The sequence below is a fragment of the Corynebacterium frankenforstense DSM 45800 genome, from assembly GCF_001941485.1.
Taxonomy (GTDB): domain Bacteria; phylum Actinomycetota; class Actinomycetes; order Mycobacteriales; family Mycobacteriaceae; genus Corynebacterium; species Corynebacterium frankenforstense.
In genome coordinates this window covers 1,328,511-1,348,654 of sequence record NZ_CP009247.1, presented here as the reverse complement: position 1 = coordinate 1,348,654, position 20,144 = coordinate 1,328,511, and the positions used below count along the sequence as shown (strand labels likewise).

General features: G+C 71.1%; 18 protein-coding genes and 1 riboswitch. Of the genes, 6 read left to right on the top strand and 12 right to left on the bottom strand.

From position 1 onward, the window contains the following. Positions 1-17 precede the first annotated feature (17 nt). A riboswitch (TPP riboswitch) is annotated at positions 18-112 on the bottom strand. Positions 113-145: 33 nt separating this feature from the next. After that, entirely contained in the window at positions 146-1,546 is a 1,401-nt protein-coding gene (locus CFRA_RS05865) for an NAD(P)/FAD-dependent oxidoreductase (protein ID WP_075663851.1), read from the bottom strand. Positions 1,547-1,683: 137 nt separating this feature from the next. On the opposite strand from CFRA_RS05865, the gene CFRA_RS05860 reads away from it, so the two are divergent. Together CFRA_RS05860 and CFRA_RS05855 are read left to right on the top strand one after the other, a co-directional pair. Then, positions 1,684-2,979: an SAM-dependent methyltransferase gene (locus CFRA_RS05860; protein ID WP_075663850.1), complete on the top strand. Its 1,296-nt coding sequence runs from the start codon at positions 1,684-1,686 to the stop codon at positions 2,977-2,979. Between the two features lie 21 nt (positions 2,980-3,000). After that, complete coding sequence (locus CFRA_RS05855; protein WP_083666871.1) at positions 3,001-4,224, top strand: NAD(P)/FAD-dependent oxidoreductase; 1,224 nt, start codon at positions 3,001-3,003, stop codon at positions 4,222-4,224. A 27-nt stretch (positions 4,225-4,251) separates the two neighbouring features. Here CFRA_RS05855 and CFRA_RS05850 read toward each other — a convergent pair whose 3' ends face one another. Genes CFRA_RS05850 through CFRA_RS05840 form a run of 3 tightly spaced genes read right to left on the bottom strand, consistent with a single transcriptional unit; the run spans position 4,252 to position 6,716 of the window. Then, entirely contained in the window at positions 4,252-4,737 is a 486-nt protein-coding gene (locus CFRA_RS05850) for a phosphoribosyltransferase (protein WP_075663849.1), read from the bottom strand. A 9-nt stretch (positions 4,738-4,746) separates the two neighbouring features. Further along, complete coding sequence (bioD, locus tag CFRA_RS05845; RefSeq protein ID WP_075663848.1) at positions 4,747-5,400, bottom strand: dethiobiotin synthase; 654 nt, start codon at positions 5,398-5,400, stop codon at positions 4,747-4,749. Further along, positions 5,397-6,716: an adenosylmethionine--8-amino-7-oxononanoate transaminase gene (locus CFRA_RS05840; protein ID WP_075663847.1), complete on the bottom strand. Its 1,320-nt coding sequence runs from the start codon at positions 6,714-6,716 to the stop codon at positions 5,397-5,399. Before CFRA_RS05840 ends, bioD begins: the two co-directional genes overlap by 4 nt. 154 nt (positions 6,717-6,870) lie before the next feature. On the opposite strand from CFRA_RS05840, the gene CFRA_RS05835 reads away from it, so the two are divergent. The 3 genes from CFRA_RS05835 to CFRA_RS05825 all read left to right on the top strand — a co-directional run bounded on the left by CFRA_RS05835 (position 6,871) and on the right by CFRA_RS05825 (position 11,804). After that, the gene (locus CFRA_RS05835) at positions 6,871-8,079 is read left to right on the top strand and encodes an MFS transporter (RefSeq protein ID WP_075663846.1); all 1,209 of its coding nucleotides are present in this window, start codon (positions 6,871-6,873) and stop codon (positions 8,077-8,079) included. A gap of 564 nt (positions 8,080-8,643) precedes the next feature. Further along, positions 8,644-10,230, top strand: coding sequence for an ATP-binding cassette domain-containing protein (locus tag CFRA_RS05830; protein WP_075663845.1), 1,587 nt, complete (start codon positions 8,644-8,646; stop codon positions 10,228-10,230). Further along, positions 10,227-11,804 carry an ABC transporter ATP-binding protein gene (locus tag CFRA_RS05825; protein ID WP_075663844.1) on the top strand — a complete coding sequence of 526 codons (1,578 nt, stop codon included), beginning with the start codon at positions 10,227-10,229 and terminating at the stop codon, positions 11,802-11,804. The genes CFRA_RS05830 and CFRA_RS05825 overlap by 4 nt, the downstream gene beginning before the upstream one ends. Before the next feature lie 98 nt (positions 11,805-11,902). On the opposite strand, the gene CFRA_RS05820 is transcribed toward CFRA_RS05825, so the two are convergent. From CFRA_RS05820 to CFRA_RS05805, 5 genes are all read right to left on the bottom strand, one after another. Further along, on the bottom strand, positions 11,903-13,420 hold the full coding sequence (locus CFRA_RS05820) for a hypothetical protein (RefSeq protein WP_169842169.1): 1,518 nt from the start codon (positions 13,418-13,420) through the stop codon (positions 11,903-11,905). A 743-nt stretch (positions 13,421-14,163) separates the two neighbouring features. Continuing rightward, on the bottom strand, positions 14,164-15,447 hold the full coding sequence (locus CFRA_RS05815; protein ID WP_156887971.1) for a DNA glycosylase AlkZ-like family protein: 1,284 nt from the start codon (positions 15,445-15,447) through the stop codon (positions 14,164-14,166). A gap of 13 nt (positions 15,448-15,460) precedes the next feature. Beyond that, complete coding sequence (locus tag CFRA_RS11600) at positions 15,461-15,622, bottom strand: hypothetical protein (RefSeq protein WP_156887970.1); 162 nt, start codon at positions 15,620-15,622, stop codon at positions 15,461-15,463. After that, a complete protein-coding gene (locus tag CFRA_RS05810) occupies positions 15,622-16,314 on the bottom strand; it encodes a YceI family protein (RefSeq protein WP_075663841.1) in 693 nt (230 codons plus the stop codon). The genes CFRA_RS11600 and CFRA_RS05810 overlap by 1 nt, the downstream gene beginning before the upstream one ends. 3 nt (positions 16,315-16,317) lie before the next feature. Further along, positions 16,318-16,671: a hypothetical protein gene (locus tag CFRA_RS05805; protein ID WP_075663840.1), complete on the bottom strand. Its 354-nt coding sequence runs from the start codon at positions 16,669-16,671 to the stop codon at positions 16,318-16,320. A gap of 95 nt (positions 16,672-16,766) precedes the next feature. Between CFRA_RS05805 and CFRA_RS05800 the strand changes: the two genes are divergently transcribed. Then, a complete protein-coding gene (locus CFRA_RS05800) occupies positions 16,767-17,147 on the top strand; it encodes an RNA polymerase-binding protein RbpA (RefSeq protein ID WP_075663839.1) in 381 nt (126 codons plus the stop codon). A 135-nt stretch (positions 17,148-17,282) separates the two neighbouring features. On the opposite strand, the gene CFRA_RS05795 is transcribed toward CFRA_RS05800, so the two are convergent. Genes CFRA_RS05795 through CFRA_RS05785 form a run of 3 tightly spaced genes read right to left on the bottom strand, consistent with a single transcriptional unit; the run spans position 17,283 to position 20,144 of the window. Further along, on the bottom strand, positions 17,283-18,095 hold the full coding sequence (locus CFRA_RS05795) for a polyprenol monophosphomannose synthase (protein ID WP_075663838.1): 813 nt from the start codon (positions 18,093-18,095) through the stop codon (positions 17,283-17,285). Next, the gene (lnt, locus tag CFRA_RS05790; RefSeq protein WP_083666870.1) at positions 18,082-19,599 is read right to left on the bottom strand and encodes an apolipoprotein N-acyltransferase; all 1,518 of its coding nucleotides are present in this window, start codon (positions 19,597-19,599) and stop codon (positions 18,082-18,084) included. Before lnt ends, CFRA_RS05795 begins: the two co-directional genes overlap by 14 nt. Further along, complete coding sequence (locus CFRA_RS05785) at positions 19,596-20,144, bottom strand: FxsA family protein (RefSeq protein ID WP_075664910.1); 549 nt, start codon at positions 20,142-20,144, stop codon at positions 19,596-19,598. Before CFRA_RS05785 ends, lnt begins: the two co-directional genes overlap by 4 nt.

Genomic DNA, 20,144 nt, shown 5'->3' with positions numbered 1-20,144 from the left:
CGAAGGCCCCGGCCCGCGCGCGTCGAGGAGACAATCCCTCCGCTAGTGCGAGCTAGAGCAGGTTCCACGGGTGTGTTCTCAGCCCCTCGGCGGGGCACCCCGTTGTCTTGGACGCCACCCTAGCAGCGCACCGCGTCCCTCCGGGTCAGAGGTTCGGGTACTGCGCGGAGTCGCGCACCTCGATGGGGCTCTCCGCGTCCTTCGGGTCGAACAGCTCGCTCAGCTTGCGCAGGGCGGTGCGCCCGTGCATCTGCTGCGAGGTGGTCGCCAGGTTCCAGCGGTGCCGCGAGATCGCGTTGAGGCCCCAGGAGAAGGCAGCGACGAAGCGGTTGCGGAAGCCGACGAGGTACATCACGTGCACCGCCAGCCACAGGACCCAGCCGATGAAGCCGGCGACCTCGACGTTGCCCATCTTCACCACCGCGGAGAAGCGGGACACGGTGGCCATCGAGCCCTTGTCGAAGTACTCGAAGGGCTCGCGGGCGGACTTGTCGCGGCCCGCGGCCTCCGCGGCGATCTGCTCGGCGGCGTACTCGCCGCCCTGCATGGCCACCTGGGCGACGCCCGGCAGGCGGTCCTTGCCCATCATGTCGCCGACGACGAAGACGTTGTCCAGGTCGCCCACGGTCAGGTCGTCATTGACCTGCACGCGGCCGGCGCGGTCGACCTCGGCGCCCGCCTGGTCGGCGATGAGCTTGCCCAGCGGGGAGGCGGCCACACCGGCGGACCAGATCTTGGTGTAGGTCTCGATGGTGTGGTCGGTGTCGCCGGAGCGGTAGGTCACCGAGCTCTCGTCGACGTTGTTGACCATGGCGTTGAGCTTGACCTCGACGCCGAGGCGCTCGAGCTGGCGCTGGGCCTTGCGGCCGAGGCGCTTGCCGAAGGGCGGCAGCACCTGGGGCGCGCCGTCGAGCAGCACGATCTTCGCCGAGTTCGGCGAGAAGTTGCGGTAGGCGCCCGCCAGGGTGCGGTGGGCCATCTCGGCGAGCTGGCCGGCCAGCTCGACACCGGTCGGGCCGGCGCCGACGACGACGAAGGTCAGCAGGCGCTCACGCTCGGCCGGGTCGTCGGTCTGCTCGGCGCGCTCGAAGGCGCCGGCGACGCGGGCGCGGATCTCGAGGGCGTCGTCGATGGTCTTCATGCCGGGGGCGAACTCGGCGAAGTGGTCGTTGCCGAAGTAGGACTGACCGGCGCCGGCGGCGACGATCAGGGAGTCGTACTCGTAAGTGCGGCGGTAGTCGCCGAGCACCGTGGTCACGGTCTGCTTGTCGGTGTCGACGTCGACGACCTCGCCCTCGACCACGGAGGCGTTGTCCTGGTCGGCCAGGATCTGGCGGGTCTGCGGCGCGATCTCGCCGGAGGCCAGGATGCCCGTGGCCACCTGGTAGAGCAGCGGCTGGAACAGGTGGTGGTTGTTCCGGTCGATCAAGGTCACGTCGACGTTCGCCCCATCGAGCTCGCGGGTGGCGAACAGACCGCCGAAGCCCGATCCGATGATCACGACGTGGTGGCGGCCGCCGGCCGGGCGGTACGGCTGTTCAGTCATGCAGCAATGCTCCTCTGGTTCAGCTTTCATGCACTGCGTAATGATAGACCCACCTCACTCCCGCGACACCCCGGCGGGGGTCACACGCGCGCGCCGGACGCGTGGCGGGCCTCTCGCCGGGTAATCTCTGACACGTCATGACGAGCGAGCATCTCGAGAGCATCGACCCCGGCCGCTGGCCCGGGGTCGCCCGCGTCCCCGCCGGCACCGTCGCCCGTGTCCGGGCCCGCCGCGCGGAGGCGCGCTTCGCCGACGCCTGCGCGAAGGCGGGTCTCTCCCTCGACCCCGCCGGCTCCCCGGACCTCGTCGTCGAGCACGAGGAGCTCTTCGCCCGCCTGGGCACCTCCGGCTGGCTCGGCCTCGCCGAGTCCTTCATGGCCGGGGAGTGGCACGCCGAGGACCTCGCGGCCGTGCTGCGCGCGCTGATCTCCACCGGCTACCGCCCGGCCGTCGGCGCGCGCCCGCGCGTCGAACCCGGCGACTACCAGGGCGCCGAGCTGCCCGCCGAGCTGGTCAAGTTCAGCTCCGGCGACCAGGTCACCTTCGCCGCCGGCGCGTTCAGCTCCGGGGTGCCGACGACCGTGCGCACCGCCGTGGAGTCCTTCGTGCGCGGCGCCGGGCACGGCGACGAGCCCGCCCGCCACTTCGTCGACGTCACCGAGCACTCCGCGCCCGTCGACGTCGCCCGCCCCGACCTCGGCCCCGCCCAGCGCGGCGCGCTCGAGCTGCTGCTCGACGCCGTGGACTGCCACCCCGGCACCCACCTGCTGGAGTACCCGGGCACCGGCTCGGCGCTGGCGGTGGCCGCCGCCGAGCGCCGCGCGACCGTCGACACGCTCACCGCCGACCGCGCCCACCTCGAGGCCACCGTCGAGCAGCTCACCCTGGCCGGCGTGCGCGACTCGGTGGCCACCGAGCTCATCGACTCCGCCGTTCCCGTCGGCTGGCGCGGCCGCTACGACGCCGTCGTCTCCGTCGAGCGCTACGAGCAGCTCTCCGCCAGGGACCGCCCGGCCTTCCTCACCGCCGTCGACCACCTGCTCGCCCCCGGCGGGCGACTCGCGATGCAGACCGTGGTGGCCACCGACAAGACCACCGCGACGGCCCGCCGCGCGCTCGACCCGCTGCGCGCCTACCTGTGGCCCGCACTCGACCACCCGCCGCTCACGGACCTCTACCGGCGCTTCGACCGCGGCTCGGCGCTGCGCGTCGTCGCCGAGCGCCACCTCGGCTCGCATCTGGGCGAGACCCTGCGCCTGCAGGAGGAGACCTTCGCCGCGCACCACCGCGAGGCCGCCGCCGAGGGCTTCGACGCCGTCTTCCGCCGGCTGTGGCGCTACCAGTTCGCGCTGCGCCGGGCCCTCGTCGACCTCGGCATGCTCGACCTGGTGCAGCTGACCGCCGTGCACCGCCACCGCCGCGGTCGCCGCTGATTCGCACCTACACTCGGTCCCATGACCGATGTCTCACAGCTGAAGGACTCCTACCCGCACGTCATCGTCGGCGGGGGTGAGGCGGCCGACGCCGCCGTCCGCGCCATCCTCGACGCCGCCCCCGAGACCGAGGTGCTCGTCGTCAACGGCTCGCAGCACCCGCCGGTGGGCCGCCCCGCGCTCTCGAAGACGCTCTGGATGGACCCCGACAAGGAACTCACCGACGTCTACCTGGGCACCGAGCGCACGGGCGCGACCGTCGTCAATGACGCCCACGCGACCGCGCTGGACCCGGAGCGCCACACCGTCACCGTCGAGGGCCGCGAGATCTCCTACGGCCGTCTCCTGCTGGCCACGGGCTCGCGGGCGCGCCGGCTGCCGGACCAGCCCGAGAGCCCGCGCGTGCTCACGCTGCGCGAGACCGAGGACTTCGTCGCCCTGCGCCCGCTGATCTCCGAGGGCACCGAGGTCGCCGTCGTCGGCGGCGGCTACATCGGCTCCGAGCTCGCCGCGGGGCTGAGCAACGTCGGCGCGCGGGTCACGCTCTGCTTCCCGGACGAGAAGCTGCTCGCGCACATGCTGCCCGACTCTATCGCCACCCACGTCTCCGAGGTCTACGGCGGCAAGGGGATCACCCTCGAGTCCGGCTTCCGCGCCGGGAGCGTCGACGTCGCCGACCCGGAGCGCCCGACCGTCGTCGCCGAGGACGGACGCAAGGTGATTGCCGACGTCGTGGTGCTCGCCCTGGGTGCGGACCCCGCCGTCGAGCTGGCGGAGGACGCCGGCCTGGCGACCGCCGAGGGCGGCGTGCGCGTGGACGCGACCATGGCGACCAGCGCCGTCGACGTCTGGGCGGCCGGCGACATCGCCGCCTTCCCGGACGCGCTCTTCGGGCGCCGCCGCGTCGAGCACGTGGTCAACGCCGGCGGCACCGGGAAGACGGCCGGGGCGAACATGGCCGGCGCGCACACCGAGTACACGGACACCCCGATGTTCTTCTCGGACCTCTTCGACGACGGCTACGAGGCCGTCGGCCTGCTCGACACCGGGCTGGAGACCCGGGAGTTCTGGAACGACGACCACACCGCCGCCGTGATCTACTACCTCGACGGCCACGAGGTGCGCGGCGTGCTCAACTGGAACACCTGGGACTCCGTGGGCACGGCGCTCGAGACCATCGCCGACTCGCAGGCCGGAAAGATCGGCCCGGCGGACCTCGAGGGCCGCATCACGCCGGGCGCTTAGCCGGGCCTCTCACCCGGCGTCGGGAGGCTACGGCTTCTCGACGTCCGAGGTGACCGGCGGCAGGACCGACCAGGGGAAGTTGATCCACTGGTCGGTCTCCTTCCACACGAAGTCCGGCTCGATGACCGAGTGGGGCTTCTTGTAGATGACCGCGGTGCGCGACTCGACGACGGTGGCCGCGCAGAACTCCTGGACCAGGCGCAGCGTCTCGCCGGTGTCGGCGACGTCGTCGGCGATGAGCACCTTCATGCCCGTCAGGTCCACGGCCTTCGGCGTCGGGGGGAGCATCACGGGCTGCTCGAGGCGCTCGTTGACACCGGTGTAGAACTCGACGTTGATCACCGAGACGTTCTTGATGTCCATCGCGTAGCCGAGGGCGCCGCCGATGAGCAGGCCACCGCGGGCGATGGAGAGGATGACGTCGGGTTGGTACTCGTCGAGCACCTGGCGGGCGAGTTCGCGCACCGCGGTCCCGAATCGTTCGTAGGTCAGATTCTCGCGCTCTTCAGCCATGCAGTCAGTTTAGCGGGCGGCGCGGGAAAGCAACCGCTCGGCGTCCAGCGCCGCCGCCAACTGTGCCGCCGGCCGCTGCGCGGCGCCGTCGGTCAGCTCGCCGAGCCAGTCCTCCCGCTCACGCAGCTCCGCGACCGTGCAGCGTTCGGCCAGGTCGGGGTCGGGGGAGACCCGGGAGCCGACCACACCCAGGCAGTCGAGGCCCCGGGTGGCCAGCGCCTCGAGGGTCAGCCCCAGGTGGTTGAGACTGCCCAGCACCGTGCGGGTGGCCACCACCACCGGCGCGCCGAGCCGCCCGGCCAGGTCCGCCAGCGTCCAGCCCTCGCCGAGCTCGACCAGCAGCCCGCCCGCGCCCTCGACGAGCACCACGGAGTCGGGCGCGTCCAGCGCCCGGGTGCGTCGCGCGACGTCGTCAAGCGGGGGCAGTTCCACGCCCGCACGCCGCGCCGCCGTCACCGGCGCCAACGGCTCGGGCGCGCGGGCGAAGCGGACCGTGTCGCTCACCCCGCTCATGCGGGCGACCTCGGCGAGGTCGTCATCGTCGCCGGTCTGCACCGGCTTGACCACGGTCACCGGGCACCGCTGCGCCCAGAACGCCGCCAGCGCCGCCGTGGTCACCGTCTTGCCCACGTCCGTCCCCGTTCCCGTCACCGCGATGATCATGCCTTGACCTCCTGATTTCCGACGACCGCGCGCATCGCCGCGGTGATTGTCTCGACGTCCTCGTCCGTGCTGACGAAGGGCGGCATCGTGTAGAGCAGCCGCCCGAAGGGGCGCAGCCACACGCCGTGCTCGAGCAGGGTCCGCGTCGCCTGCGCCGGCCACTCGGTGACGCCCTCGACGACGCCGATGGCCCCGAGGACGCGCACGTCCGCGATATTCGGGTCGTCGGCGAGCGGCGCGAGGCCCTCGGTGAGCAGCGCGGCGATGCGCGGGACCCGCTCGCGCCAGTAGCCGGACTCGGTGAGGTCGAGCGCGGCCAGTGAGACCGCGCAGGCCAGCGGGTTGCCCATGAAGGTCGGCCCGTGCATCAGCGCGCCGCCGCCGGCCGGGGTGTCGACGGCGGCGGCCACCTCCGCGGTGGTCATCGTCGCCGCGAAACTCATGAACCCGCCGGTCAGCGCCTTGCCCAGGCAGAGGATGTCCGGGTGGACCCCGGCGGCGGTGCACACGAGCGTCTCGCCGGTGCGCCCGAACCCGGTGGCGATCTCGTCGAGGATGAGCAGCGTCCCGGTGCGCCGGCAGACCTCCCCGAGGCCGCGGACGAGCTCGTGGTCGTGGAAGCGCATGCCGCCCGCGCCCTGGACGACGGGCTCGACGATGATGCCGGCGATGCCGTGCTCGGTGGCGTTGCGCTCGCGGATCTCGCGCTCGACGCCGGCGAGGTAGGCCGCGCGCGTGTCCCCGTCACTGCCGCGGGGCGGGGGAGCGGGCACGAAGACCTGCGGGGTCAGGGTGCCGGCCCACAGCGAGTGCATGCCGCCGTCGGGGTCGGTCACGCTCATCGGGCCCTGGGTGTCGCCGTGGTAGCCGCCGCGCCAGGTGAGGAACCGGTCGCGCCGGGGGAGTCCACGCCCGCGCTGGCACTGCAGCGCCATCTTGAGGGCGACCTCGACGGAGACCGAGCCGGAGTCGGAGTAGAAGACGGCGTCGAGCCCGCCGCCGGCGAAGTGGACGAGGCGCTCGGCCAGCTCCGCGGCCGGCTGGTGGGTCAGCCCGCCGAACATGACGTGGCTCATCGTGTCGATCTGGCGGTGCGCGGCCTCGCGCAGGTGCTCGTGGCAGTGCCCGTGGCAGGCGGACCACCACAAGCTCATGCCGTCGATGACCTCCCGGCCGTCGGCGAGTGTCAGCCTCGTTCCGCGCGCCGAGCGCACCGGCACGTTCGACTCCGCCCGCGCCCTCGGCGCGTAGGGGTGCCAGACGTGCCGGCGGTCGACGGCCTCGATGCGTGCCGCGTCCCATGCTTCTGTGCTCATGGACCAAACTGTACAGTGTTCAGGAGAGGAGGGGAGCACGGGGTTCAGGTGAGGAGGGGAGCACGGGGTCGAACCGCGGGTCGCGGTCCTGAAGCCGGCGCCCCGGTGCTAATGTGACGCCCATCCCAAAACCCGGAAAAGGGAAGGTCACGCCGTGGCCCCGAACCGCACACCGCCCAGGGCGGCCTGGATCCTGCTCCTGGTCGTCATGGTCCCGCAGCTCGGGCTGACGCTGGCCAACCCGTCGAACACGGCGATCGCGGGGGAGTTGGGCACCTCGGTCGCCGCCGTCGAGGCCACGCTGACCGTCTACATGGTCGGCTACGCGGTGAGCATGTTCGTCTCCGGGACACTCGCGGACCGGTTCGACGCGACCCGCCTGCAGGCGCTGGGGCTCGGACTCTTCGCCGTGGGCTGCGTGCTCGCCGCATTCGCGCCGACGGTCGCCTTCCTCGGCCTCAGCCGCTTCCTGCAGGCCCTGGGTGGCACCTCGACGACGGTGTTGTGCCGGATCATCGTGCAGCGCCGGTATCCGGCGGACCGCCGGATCAGCGTGCTGACCTCGATGTCCATGGTCATCTCGCTCACGCCGTCGCTGTCGCCGTTGGTCGGGGGACTGGCCACTCGGGTCCTCGACTGGCGCGCCCTCTTCCTGGTGCTCGCCGTCTTCGCGGTCGCGCTCGTCCCGCTCATCCTGCTGCTCGGCGGGGCAGTGGCGGACAACCCTCGGCTGCCCACGCCGCGGCGGTTCGCGGGGGCGCTCGGCCAGGCGCTCTCGTCCGCGAGTTTCCGTTGGTACGCAAGCGCGATCTCGCTGGTGTGGATGACCTACTTCGGCTTCGTCAGCTCGTCGACGACGATCCTGCAGGACCTGCTGGGGCAGCCGCCGGTGGCCTACGGCGCGCTCATGGCGGTCCCGGCGCTCGGGTATCTCTCCGGCAGCATGCTGGTCAAGCGTGCCTCGGACGCGTCCCGCGCCGTCGTCCGCGGGCTCGGACTCGGCGTCGTGGGCGTCGCCGGCGCGCTCTTGCTCGCGGTGCTCGGGGCGTTCGGGATGTTCGGGATGTTCGGGGCGACGGAGCGTCCCGTGTTCGTCGTCGCGGCGATGGCGGTGACGTTCATCGGCGTCGGGGCGACGATCCCGTTCACCCAGGCGGGGCTCCTGGGCCTCGAGCTCGATTACCCGGGCGTGGCCGCGGGGCTGTTCTTCTTCATCCAGATGGCCGGCGGGGCCGCGTTCTCGGCGCTGGTCCGGGCGCTCAGCCTCACGACGGTCCCGGCGTTCCTCGTCGTCCTCGTCATACCGCAGATCGTCGTGACGGTCATGGTGCTCGGCGGGAGAGCGGCAGCCACGCCGAAATGACATAATGTACATTATCGGACAATTACGGAGAGTTGGTCTTTCGCGTGCGGTTACGCGTTGTGGCTGGCCTCTGGCGCCTCTGGCGGTCATGCAGCCGCTCTTGGCCCTTCGGGTGTCCGCCCGTCACGTAGCTTCAGCTCCGCAGTCAGACTCTCGCCTCGCATGCCTGGCCCGTTCCGGATGTGCCGACACTCCGCGGCGGCATCCGGACTCTGACTCCGGGTTCAGTTCTCCGTCCAGGAATCAGTGGTCCGCGCTGGAGTCGATTCTTCGCCCCTCAGCCTCCGGTCTGCCCATCCCGCAGGCGAACCCGCTGCCACCCCTCAACCCGCCGACCCGCACGGAACTGCCCGCGCCGGCCACCGGGACGTCGTCAATCCCCCGGAAACCCCGGAAGCCCCGGAAACCGCCCCAGATACCCCACTCGCCCACGACCGGCCACTCACCCTAAATACGTCACTGTGACGATAATAAACGGAATATCCACACCCGGACGGCCGCGAGCGTCACCGCGCCGGGGTGCCCTCACGGGCGTCGCCGCGAACCGAGGCTACACTGACGCCCGTGCACGACATTCTAACTTTCGGATGGCTCCTCGTCGGAGTCATCACCGCCCGCGTCACCGCGCTCGGCGGCGTGGTCCTCGCCGGCGCGTCGATCATCGACCACGGCGCCGACGCGACCCGCGTGACCGTCGCCGTCGGCGTCCTGGCGCTGGCCGTCGCACTGGCCGTCCTCGAGCAGATCCTCCCGGACCGGCTGCGCGCCGCGCAGGAACGACGCTGGCGCACCGAGCTCGCCGCCGCCAACCTCGAGGTCGACCGCGACGACGACGCAGACCTCATCCAGGCGGCCACCGAGTCCGCCGAGAAGGCCTCCGTCTACACGGTCACGTACCTCGGCCCGCTCGTCGCCGCCGGCCTCGCGCCCCTGTGCGTCCTCCTCCTCATCGGCCTCGGTCTCTCGTGGCCCGTCGCCGGTTTGTTGCTCCTCACTACATTGATGGTGCCGGTTCTGGTCGCGTGGGCCGTGCGCGGTCTCAAGGGCGCCGGCGCCGGTTACGGGCGGGCCTCGGGGATGCTCGCCGGCGCGTTCCTCGCGGGTGTCCGCAGTCTGCGCAGCGCGCTGATCCTGAACGCTACCCCGCAGCGCCGCGCCCAGATCGCCGGTCTCGCCGAGCGCATGCGCAGCAAGGTCATCGGCCTGCTCTACCGCAACCAGGTCATGATCCTCGTCACCGACGGTGCATTCGGCCTGGCCACGATGACCGTCGCCGCGGCCGCGGGACTCTTCCTGCTGCACACGGGCGCCTTCTCCCCCGCCCAGGCGCTCGCCTGCGTGCTGCTCGCGCGCCTGGTCATCGCCCCCGTCAACGACATGGGCCGCACCTTCTACACCGGCGCGTCCGGCAAGGCCGCGCTGAGGAAGATCCGGGCGCTGCTCGGCACCGCCTCCCGGCCCGAGATTGCCGACGTCCCGCAGCTCACCGCCGCGCCCTCCGTCACCGTGCGTGACCTGCGGGTCGAGCGCGGTGAACGCCCTGTACTCGGGGTCTCTGACCTGCAGGTTCCCGCCGGGTCGCACCTCGCCGTGGTGGGTCCGAGCGGCGCCGGCAAGTCGACGCTGCTGCTCGCGCTCGGCGGCCTGCTGCCCGCCGAGGGGGAGGTCCTCGTCGACGGGCGGGCGGTCTCCCGGGACGAGCTCGCCGCCGTGTGCTGCTACGTGCCGCAGCGGCCGGTGCTCTTCACCGGGACGCTCGCGGAGAACCTCGATCTCGCCGGTCACGGGTATCCCCCGAGCCACCTTCGTGAGGTGGCCGACGCCGTCGGGCTGAACTTCGACCTCGACCGGCCGATCTCCGAACGACGCGGGCTCTCGGGTGGCGAGACCGCCCGCGTGGCCATCGCCCGCGGCCTGCTCCAGGGCGCCGGCATCCTGCTTCTCGACGAGCCGACCGCGAATCTCGACCGGGACACCGCCGCCGCGGTGCGCGCGACCGCGAGGTCCACGGGCGCCACGATCATCGAGGTCACCCACCGTGTCGCCGAGACCGAGGACGTCGACGCCGTGGTCGCCGTCGTCGACGGCGAGCTGACCGACCCCGCCGCGTTCCTGGACGCGGCCCGTACCAGCGAGGAGGCCCTCCGATGATCCCCCGACTTCTCCGTCTGGCCGGCCGCGCCCGCGCGCAGTTGACCGCCTCCGCCTTCTTCCGGGTGCTCTCGCAGGCGGGCACGGCGGGCCTCATCATCTTCCCCGCGTGGGTCTACTCGACACGCCCGGACTTCGGTCTCGGCGGCTTTATCCTCGGGATGGTGCTCTTCGCCCTGCTGGGTGCCGGCTGCCGCTGGGCCGAGCAGGTCTGTGGCCACTCCGCGGCATTCCGCCTGCTCGCGGGCATGCGGGTCAGCCTCTACGACGCCCTCGTGGCCCGCGGTGCCGCCCCCGGCGGGGCCGCCGGCGGTCGGGTGATGGCCGTGGCCACGCGCGACATCAACCTCGTCGAGGTGTTCTTCGCGCACACTCTCGCCCCCACGGCCTGCGCGGCGGTCGCCACCGTCGCGGCACTCGTCTGGGGCGCGGTCGATCCCGCCGCGGGCACGGGTGCCCTCGTGGTGCTCGTCGCCTGCCTCGCGCTCGGCTGGGCGCTGCCGTTCATCCGGCGCAGCGGCTCGGAGTCGGCTCTGCGAGCCGAGATCGCCCAGCGCATGAGCGAGGACGCCCGCGGTCGCGAGGAGATCGCCTCCCTGGGCGCGGGGCCGGCCCGCCTGCGCGGCCTCGCCTCGGTCGAGGACCGCCTGTCCCGCGACGTCACCGCGACCGGCTTGGTCAACGGCCTGCGTCGCGGGCTGGCCACCATCTGGCCCTGGCTGGGCGCCGGCCTTATGTGGTGGGCGACCGGCAGCCTGACCGCTGTCGCTGTCGTGCTGGCGCTCGGGCCCGTCTTCGACGGTGTCGAGGGCTTCGCCCGCATGCTGCCGATCGCCCTCAGTTCCGCGCGCCGGTACTTCGCCGAGATCGACCGGCCCGTCGAGATCCCCGAGCCCGCGGATCCCCGTCCACTTCCCGACGGTCCTCTGGGCCTGCGCCTCGAGTCGGTCTCCCTCGGTTACGGCCACGGCCCGGTGGTGGACGATCTCTCGCTGGAGGTCCCCGCCGGCGGCAGCCTCGGCGTCGTCGGCCCCTCGGGCGGCGGCAAGTCGACGCTGGTCTCGGCGCTGGTGCGTCTCCTGGACCCGGAGTCCGGGCGCGTGGTGCTCACCGGCACCGACGGCGAGGTCGACGTCCGCGACGTCGCGACCAGGGAGCTGCGCAACGCGGTCGGGCTCGTCGAGCAGTCGCCGGCCATCCTGCGTGGCAGCGTGCTCGACAACCTGCGCATGGGACAGCCCGAGCTCAGCGAGGAGGACGCCCGCCGTGCCCTCGTCGCCGCGCACGCCCGCGAGATTTCCCTCGACGCTCAGGCCCAGGAACTCTCCGGCGGACAGCAGCAGCGCGTCGGCCTCGCCCGGGTGCTCGCCCGCTCGCCGCGGATCCTCATCCTCGACGAGGCCACGAGCCACCAGGACGCGCTCGGCCAGAAGGAACTGACGGACATGCTCGCCCGCCTCGAGGACGTCACCGTCATCGTCGTCGCGCACCGCCGCAGCGCCCTCGTCCACGTCGACGACGTGCTCGAGATCGCCGGCCGCCCCAAGGCGGCCCCTCACCGTCCCGGTCACTGACCACTCCCCTCCTCTCCGTCAATTTCCGACGTCCCGTCGGTCGCCGTCGGAGACCGACCCTACGGTCGCGCGGTGCTCTCCCTCAGCCGGCCACGGGCTCAGAACGGCACCGGGGCTGCCGGGTCGTAACCGATCTTCTCGTTATGCACAGCCCGCCTCGCCTCACCACGAGCCCTGGCCCGCTCCTCCGCCTGCCGCCGATGCTCCGAGACCGTCATCGCCAACCGCGCCCCACCCGGCGTCAAAGGACCATCCGGCACACTGACCTGGAAGATGTTGCCCGGCAACAACCACACCGTCATCCCCGTGACCGGATCATGGAGGTATTTGACCTGCCCGTCGGTCTTCAGGTTGTGCCAGTGCTGCGACACCCTTGACGCGTTGTCCAACGCGGTGGCCCCGCCCTCCTCGTGTGGGATGCGGTGCTCGAACTGGGTGTCAGGTGTCTTCGTCGTCGACGACGGGCCTGAGCAGGAGTCGTGCACACCGGTCAGCCAGGCGTCCAGTCCCATCGTCGGATCATGGGCCTGGGTTTCCTCCTGCCGGCCCAAGGTGGCGTCTTTGACGACGGTGACCATCTCCTCCCACCGGGCCTGCGCGGCAGGCGACAGCCAGCCCGCACCCGGCAGCCACATCGGCGCGTCGGTCAGGTCCGCTGCCTGGTAGACCCACTTGGTGACCGTGACGGTGGTGTTGTCGGTCAACGTGTCGTAGAACGCCTCAGTCAGACTCGTCTTATCGGAGATCGATTTCGCCTGCAGCACACTGTTGAGGATGCTGGCCTGATCATCCGGCAGGGTGATGCGGTACTCGGTCACCCCGGCAATCGAGTCGTCCGTTTCGAAGATGCCGGGCACCGGTGCGGGTTTGCCGTCGTCGTCGAAGTCTCTGGGAAGGCGGATCTTAGGGTCGTAGAGGTTGACCAGTTCGTTGATCTTGTCACTGATCTTCGAGGTGGTGGGAAGCGCCTGCCTGGGTGCTGTCGGGGTGAGGAAGTCGGTGATGCCCTCATCGATCCTCGCCAGTATCTCGGGGTCTTTTACGGCCATGACGGCCGCCCCGATGGTGCGAAGCGATCCGACCTCGATGTGGAACAGCATCTCCTGCAGCGCCTTAAGTCTGGGCAGTTTGTCGATGTAGGCGCCGAGCGATGTCACGTAGGAGTCTTTGATGGTGTAGCGGCTGACTGCGGTGGAGGCGGCCATGCGTGTCGAGTAGGCGGTGATGGTCTCATTTACCCGGGGTTGGTTGTCCATCCAGATCTCGTAGTCGAGGCGACGCTTCAGCCGGCTTTTCACCGCCACCGGGTCGGTCTGGTCGGTATTGGAGAAGTAGTTGGGTGGGTTGGTGCCGTCTTTCGGTGGGACGTGTCCTGCGGGGGTCTGGTTTCCCCGCCACCGGTTGGCCCGCATGAGGCGTAGTTCTTCTTCGCGTTTGTCGCGGTCGGCTCGGCGGGCGCGCAGTCTGGTCTTGATCTTCTTGGCGGCGATGCGTTGGCGCCGGCAGGTTGCCTGCCCGGCCATCGTGCGGCCGGCCCGTCGGAGGCCGAGCCTCTTTCTGAGGTGGGTGTTCGATCCTTTGTGGTGGCCTTTTTGTTGTCCTCGGTGGTGTCGCATGGTCCTTTCTACCCCCTGGTTATCTGTCTTGTGCTGGTGTTTTGTTGTGTCTTTTGTGTTCGGGTTTCAGTGTAGTGGAGGGGTGTGACGGGGGTCGCTGGTGTGTTCGAATGTGGGCTGTGATTTTCGGGTGAAGTGTGGGCTCGTGTCTGGGTTGTGGTGTTGCAGTGGGTCACTGCACCGCCGTCCCGAAGCCGACATCGGCGGGACTGGATGGAGCCTGCAGTAGATCACTGCGCCGGGGTTGAGTGGGTGACGGTCTGTGGTGTCGCCAGTGCCGCCCGGATCCTGCAGTGGATCACTGCAACGGGGTCGAGGGGTTAGCGGACTCTCGTGACCGGTGGGGCGCAGCTGCCGGCTCAAGGTTTGCAGTAGGTCACTGCATCGGTGGTGAGGGGGCGGGCGGCAACGGGGACTGGGTGGGGGTTGCAGTGAGTCACTGCAAGGAAGTCGAGGGACTGGCGGCGGGGCGCAACGGCCGGCGCAAGGTGAGTAGTAGATCACTGCACCACCCCAGTCTGGCCCATCCCCGACCCCTCCCGTATCTGACCCCGAGGACCTTGCAGTGGATCACTGCACCGAGGCGAGGCCGGCCGCGACCGAGACTCTGCAGTGGGGTACTTCATCGTGATGGCTGAAGCTCTCCGGAGTGGCGCAGTAGGTCACTGCAACGCGGAAGGCGAGGCCATTGGTCGAGGGGCCGGGCCGGCCTGACCGCCGATGCTGAGACGGCTTGCAGTAGATCACTGCGCCTCGAAGACCACGCCCGCCAGATCAGCGCCCCGCGCCTCGGCCAGCAGGTGCGCCTCGCGCTCGCAGGCCTGCTCCAAGGCTTTCCGCGAGGCCTGCTCCACGACCTTCGACGAGGCCTGCCCCGCCTGCCCCACGGCCTGTCCCGTGGCCTTCTGTACAGAACTACCGGCATCTCCGGGACCACCCGAGCCGAACCAGAAAACTCTCACAGTGAACCGCCCCGAGCGCGTGCGCGGCCGCCAGACACCGACCACCCGGCCGGCGACGACCACCGCACCCGGGGCGCCGACCGGACGCCAGATCGCCTTGTGGTGCTCCTCCCCCGCGATCGTCGCGCGGTCGCGAGCCTGCAGATAGGGGTCCGAGGACGGCAGCAGGCACAGCGTCGACCCAGGCTCGGCCGCCTCGGCCTCCGCCGGATCCGCCGCCGACTCCAGAGCCGCGACGTCCTCCTCGAGCGCGTAGACGCGCCGGCCGCCGTAGCGCACGGGCACCAGCTCGTCGGCGAGCGCCGACCACCCCTCCGCGTCCTTCGAACGCACCCCCAGCCACGTCGCGAAGTCGCCGCGGTTGGCGGGCGCGTAGACGTGCAGGAAGCGCCGCGCCAACTCGGCGCGTGCGGCAGCACCGGCGGCAGCACCCGCCCCGTCGGCACGGACGCCGACGCCCGGGACGTCGTCAATCAACTCGGTGAGCAGCGCAAACGGCGCCTTGTCCCCCTCGCGGGGCGCGAAGGCGAGCTCGCCGCGCAGGCAGCACAGGCGCAGCAGGAAGTGGACGACGGCCTCGCCGACGGGCTGGCCGGCCGCGTGCGGGCCCTCCGAGCGCCACACCCGGACAGCGGAGGCGCCGAGCGACGGTTCGACGGCGGCGGCGAGCTCCCGTCCGAGCTCGTCGATGGCGACGCGCCGTCCGGCGAGCACCTCCGGCAGCTGCGCGGAGACGAGCTCGCGGGCCTCGTCAACCGAGAGCCCGAGCGCTGCGAGGTGCGGGCCGACGCCGCGGATCAGGCGCAGGCGGCCCTCGGGCGTGGGCGGCAGCGCGCCGAGGGTGTAGACGGGCAGGTCGGCGGCGTCGAAGACGAAGGGCGCGCCCCGCATCGCCCAGGTGCGTACGGGCCGGGGATTGACGACGCCGCGCACGGCGGACGCCTGTGCGGCGGACGACGGTGGGCTGTCCTGGAAGGCGCCGAGGCAGGCCGCGGAGCGAGGCAGCAGCCCCTGTACACGCAGGCGGTGACCCAGCACCTGGGCCCGCTCCACGTGCACGGACACCTCGCCGAGCCCCCTACCGCGCCCGGTACGCCGTGTAGAGCTGCCAGCCGGTCAGCGCCGCGAGGAGGACACAGACGAGCGAGAGCCAGGCGACCTCGGTGGTGGTCAGCCAGATGCCGAAGGCGATGACGATGGCCAGGCGCACCCACAGCCAGGGGATCATGCGCGGCAGCATCAGGGCTGCCTCAGGGTCAGACGGATGTTGATCTCGCCCTGCTCGTCGATGGTGGCGGCGACGAAGTCGGGGGTCTCGACCTCGTAGTCGAGCCGGTTGACCGGGATCGTCGAGGAGACGACGACGCGATCGCGGTCGCGCAGCACCTTGAACGGCGCGGTGACCTCGCGGGTGACGCCGTGGATGGTCAGTTCGCCGGTGAGCTCGACCTCGCCGGCGTTGCCGTCGTCGGGCACCCCCGAGAGGTCGGCGGGCTCGGTGACGCGGAACTCGGAGGTCGGGAACTTGTCCGTCTCGAAGATCTTGTTGCGGACGTTGATGTCGCGGCGCTCGTTGTCGGACTCGATGGTGTTCATGTCGACGGTGACGGTGCCGTCGACGAGCTTCTCGTCCTCGACGCGCACGCCGCCGGTGATCTGCTGGGTGGACCCGGAGGTCACGCGGCGGTCGCCGGGCAGGAGCTCCGGGAAGGTGAAGCCGACGGAGGTGGCGTTGTCGCCGCGGTTGCGCACGACCTCCCAGTCGCCGTCGAGGCTGACCTCGGCGGGCTTGGCGTGCTCGTCGGTCAGGCCCTCGGTCTTGACCCCGGGGCCGGTGAAGGCGGATATGACCGCGGGCACCACGCCGACGACGGCGATCAGCACGATCGCCACGACGAAGGCGGTGATCACGAACTTCCGGTTCTTCAGCATCGACTACCTCAGCTTCTCGACTCTCCTCGCCAGAGCCACCAGCTCCGAGCACAGCCCCTCGAGCTCCGCGGCCCCGGCACCCTCGCCGGCGGCCGTCGCCACGTCCTCCGCGGCGCAGCGGACCTCGAACAGGCCGTCGCGCAGCTGCTCCGCCCGCTCCGGGGTGATCACCACGGCGTCGGCCGGGATGGGTCTTCCGGAGAGGTTGTGCCGCTGCTCGTAGGCGCGCTGGCGGCAGGTGGCGCTGCAGTACTTGCGGGGTCGCCCCCGGCCGCTGCTCTCGATCGCCTTACCGCACCACTGGCACGTCGTGGGACGACGGCGCCGGTTGTCCGGTGTGGCGGGGGTGTCTGGCACGCACACAGTCTAGCCCACCCGGGAACAAACCAGACCCGTGGGGCGTTATACTTGAGCGTCTGGAATAAGGGATCGAGTAAAGGACTGATGCGAATATGGCCGACCGCGTGCTCCGTGGCAGCCGCATGGGCGCCGTCTCCTACGAGACTGACCGCGACCACGACCTGGCTCCGCGCCAGATGGTGAAGTACCGCACCGACTCCGGCGAGATCTTCGAGGTCCCCTTCGCCGAAGACGCGGAGATCCCCGAGTCCTGGCTGTGCAAGAACGGCCAGATGGGCACCCTCGTCGAGGGCGAGGGCGTCGAGTCCAAGCCCGCCAAGCCGCCGCGCACCCACTGGGACATGCTGCGCGAGCGTCGTTCCATCGAGGAGCTCGACGAGCTGCTCGAGGAGCGCATCGAGCACCTGCGCAAGCGCCGCCGTTCCGCCGCGCGGCTGAAGGCGCAGAAGGACAAGGAGGAGGGCAAGAAGTAGCCCTCGACGCCCTCAACCGGAGAAGACCCCGTGGTACTCCCACGGGGTCTTTTTATTGCCGACGTCGCGTTGCGCGGCGTCGGCAATTCACGTTGCGCGAGTGCGCCCGGGCGCGCCGGGGCGCACCGGAGCGCGCTAGAAGTTGCGCAGGTTGCGCGACTTGCGGCGGCGCTCGCTGATGGCGTGGCCGCCGAGCTTGGCCATCTCGGAGACCAGGTCGCGCAGCTGCCGGCCGCGGTGCTTCAGGCCCCATCTGGTCACGACGGCGAGGCTGTCGCCGACGAAGCTGCCGGAGAGCTTGGACTCGCCGATCTCGCGCTCGGTGAAGGTGATCGGCACCTCGCGGACGTCGAAGCCGGCCTCGACGGCCAGCCAGGCGAGGTGGACCTGGAAGATGTAGCCGGCCGCGGAGAGCTGGTCGAGGTCGAGCTGCTCGAGGACCTCGCGGCGGAAGGCGCGGTAGCCGGCGGTGGTGTCGGTCAGGCCGGTGCCCAGCGCCAGCGAGATGTACATGTTGCCGCCGCGGGAGAGGATCCAGCGCTTCTTCGGCCAGTTGACCACCTTGCCGCCCTCGATGTAGCGGGAGCCGATGACGAGGTCCGCGCCCTCGTCGATCTGCTCGAGCAGCAGGTGCAGCTGCTCCGGGGCGTGCGAGCCGTCGGCGTCCATCTCGCAGAGGACCTGGTAGTCGCGCTCGAGACCCCACTCGAAGCCGGCGAGGTAGGCGCCGAGCAGGCCGCCCTTGCCCTCCCGGTGCAGGACGTGGATGTGGTCGTCGGCCGCGGCCAGCTCGTCGGCCTTCTCGCCGGTGCCGTCGGGGCTGTTGTCGTCGACGACGAGCACGTGCACCTCGGGCTCGGCGGTGCGCAGCCGCGAGGTGATGAGGGGCAGGTTGCCCAGCTCGTTGTAGGTCGGGATGATGACCAGGGTGCTGTCACTTGGTGCCACGACGGTGGGTTCTCCTTCTGACGGTGAACAGTGCGAGGGCCGCGAGGGCACCGCCCATCATAACCGCCGTCCACTCGAAGGCCCTCCCCCACCTGGCCGCCGGGGTCAGCCCGCGCTTGAGCGGCAGGTCGGCGACGAGGTGGTCGTGCTCGAAGATGGCGGTCTGGTCGGTGACGGTGCCGTCGGGGGTCACGATGGCGGACACACCCGAGGTCGCGGCCACGACGACTGCGCGGTCGAGCTCGATGGCGCGCATCCGCGACATGGCCAGCTGCTGGTAGGTCATGTCGGTGAAGCCGAAGGTGGCGTTGTTCGTCGGTGTGGCGAGGATCTCGGCGCCGGCGTGCACGGCGTCGCGGTAGGCGGCGTCGACGATGACCTCGTAGCAGGTGGCCACGCCGACGTTGACGCCGCGCATGTGGACGGTGCCGTCGCCGTCGCCGGGCTTGAAGTCGCCGGCCTGGTCGACGTAGTCGGAGAAGAGCCGGAAGAAGTCGCGCATCGGCATCGTCTCGCCGAAGGGCTGCAGGTACTTCTTGTCGTGGTGGTCGCCGACGCCGTGCGGGTCGAAGACGACCATCGTGTTGCGGGCGCCGACCTCGTCGCGGGTGAGCGTGCCCACCAGGATCGGCGCGTCGACGGCGGCGACGGCGGACTCGATCATGGCCCGCGCGCTGGAGTCGAGGAAGGGGTTGACGTCGGAGGCGTTCTCGGGCCAGATGACGATGTCCGGGTCCACGTCCTCGGCGGCCAGCCGCTCGGTCTCGCGGACGTGGTTGGCCAGCACGGCGCGGCGCTGGGCGTTGAAGTCCAGCCCCATGCGCGGCACGTTGCCCTGGATCGCCGCCGCACGGGTCTGGCCGATCCGGGTGTCCTCGGGGTCGAGCCGGGTGCCGGCGCCGAGGCCGGCGGCGAGCACCACGACGACGCAGACCGCGCCCGCGAGGCTGAGGCGGCGCCGGAAGGCGGCGAGGATGAGGGCGGTCAGCGCGGCGCCGACGGCGCAGACGGCGAGGGTGACCAGGGCGGGACCGCCGTAGCGGGCCAGGGCGGCCAGGGGCCCGGCGATCTGGCCCCAGGCCAGGCGCACCCAGGCGAAGCCGCCGAAGGGGAAGGTCGACTGGCAGAACTCGATGAAGAGGTAGACCAACGGCGCGGCGGCCAGACCGAAGCGCCAGCGCAGCACCGCGGTGAGTGCGACCGAGCCGAGCGCGATGTAGCAGGCCAGCACGATGGCGAGGGCGACGTACGGCAGGGCGCCTACGAACTCCCCGATCCACGGCAGCACGCCGAGGTAGATGCCGAGCCCGAAGCCCAGGCCGAGGAGCGCGCCGAAGCGCAGTCTCGGGCGGTCCGCGCCCCACGGCGACAGCGCGAGGAAGAAGAGGGCGACGCCGAGGATCGCGGCCCACCACCAGCCGGTGGGCTCGTAGGAGGCGTAGACCGCGACGCCGCCGGCGATCGCGGTGAGCAGGCGCAGGCCGCCGCGCAGGTACGGGTTCACCGGCCGTCCGTGCCCTTGTTGCCGCCGGTGTTGCCGTCGCCGCTGTCGCCGTTCTCTCCGGTGTCGCCGTCGAAGTCGTCGAGCTCGCGGCGGAACTTCTCGATCTCGTCCTCGTCGATGACCTCGTGGTCATTGAAGGAGCCGTAGCTGGTGCGTGGGCCGAAGTGTGCGGTGGCCTCGAAGGTGCGCGCGCCCATGTCCTCGAGGAAGGTGCGCAGGCGCCGTGCCAGGCCGCGGCGGATGAGCTCGCGGGTGGGCCCGAAGATGAGCAGCAGGCCGAGGAAGGTGGTCACGAAGCCGGGCGCGGCGACGAGCACGGCCCCGGCGGCGGTCAGCCCGATCCCGCCGGCGGCCTTGCCGGGGCGCTCCCGGTTGCCGGCGGCGCGGGTGGCGATGGTGCGCATCTCGAGGCCGGCCAGGCCGAGCCCCAGGAAGAAGAAGGCGAAGAGCAGCAGCAGCGCCCAGCCCACGCCGAGCCAGGAGGCCACGGCCCAGAAGGCCAGGGCCTCGATCACGAGGTACGGGATGACGATCAGATAAGGCAC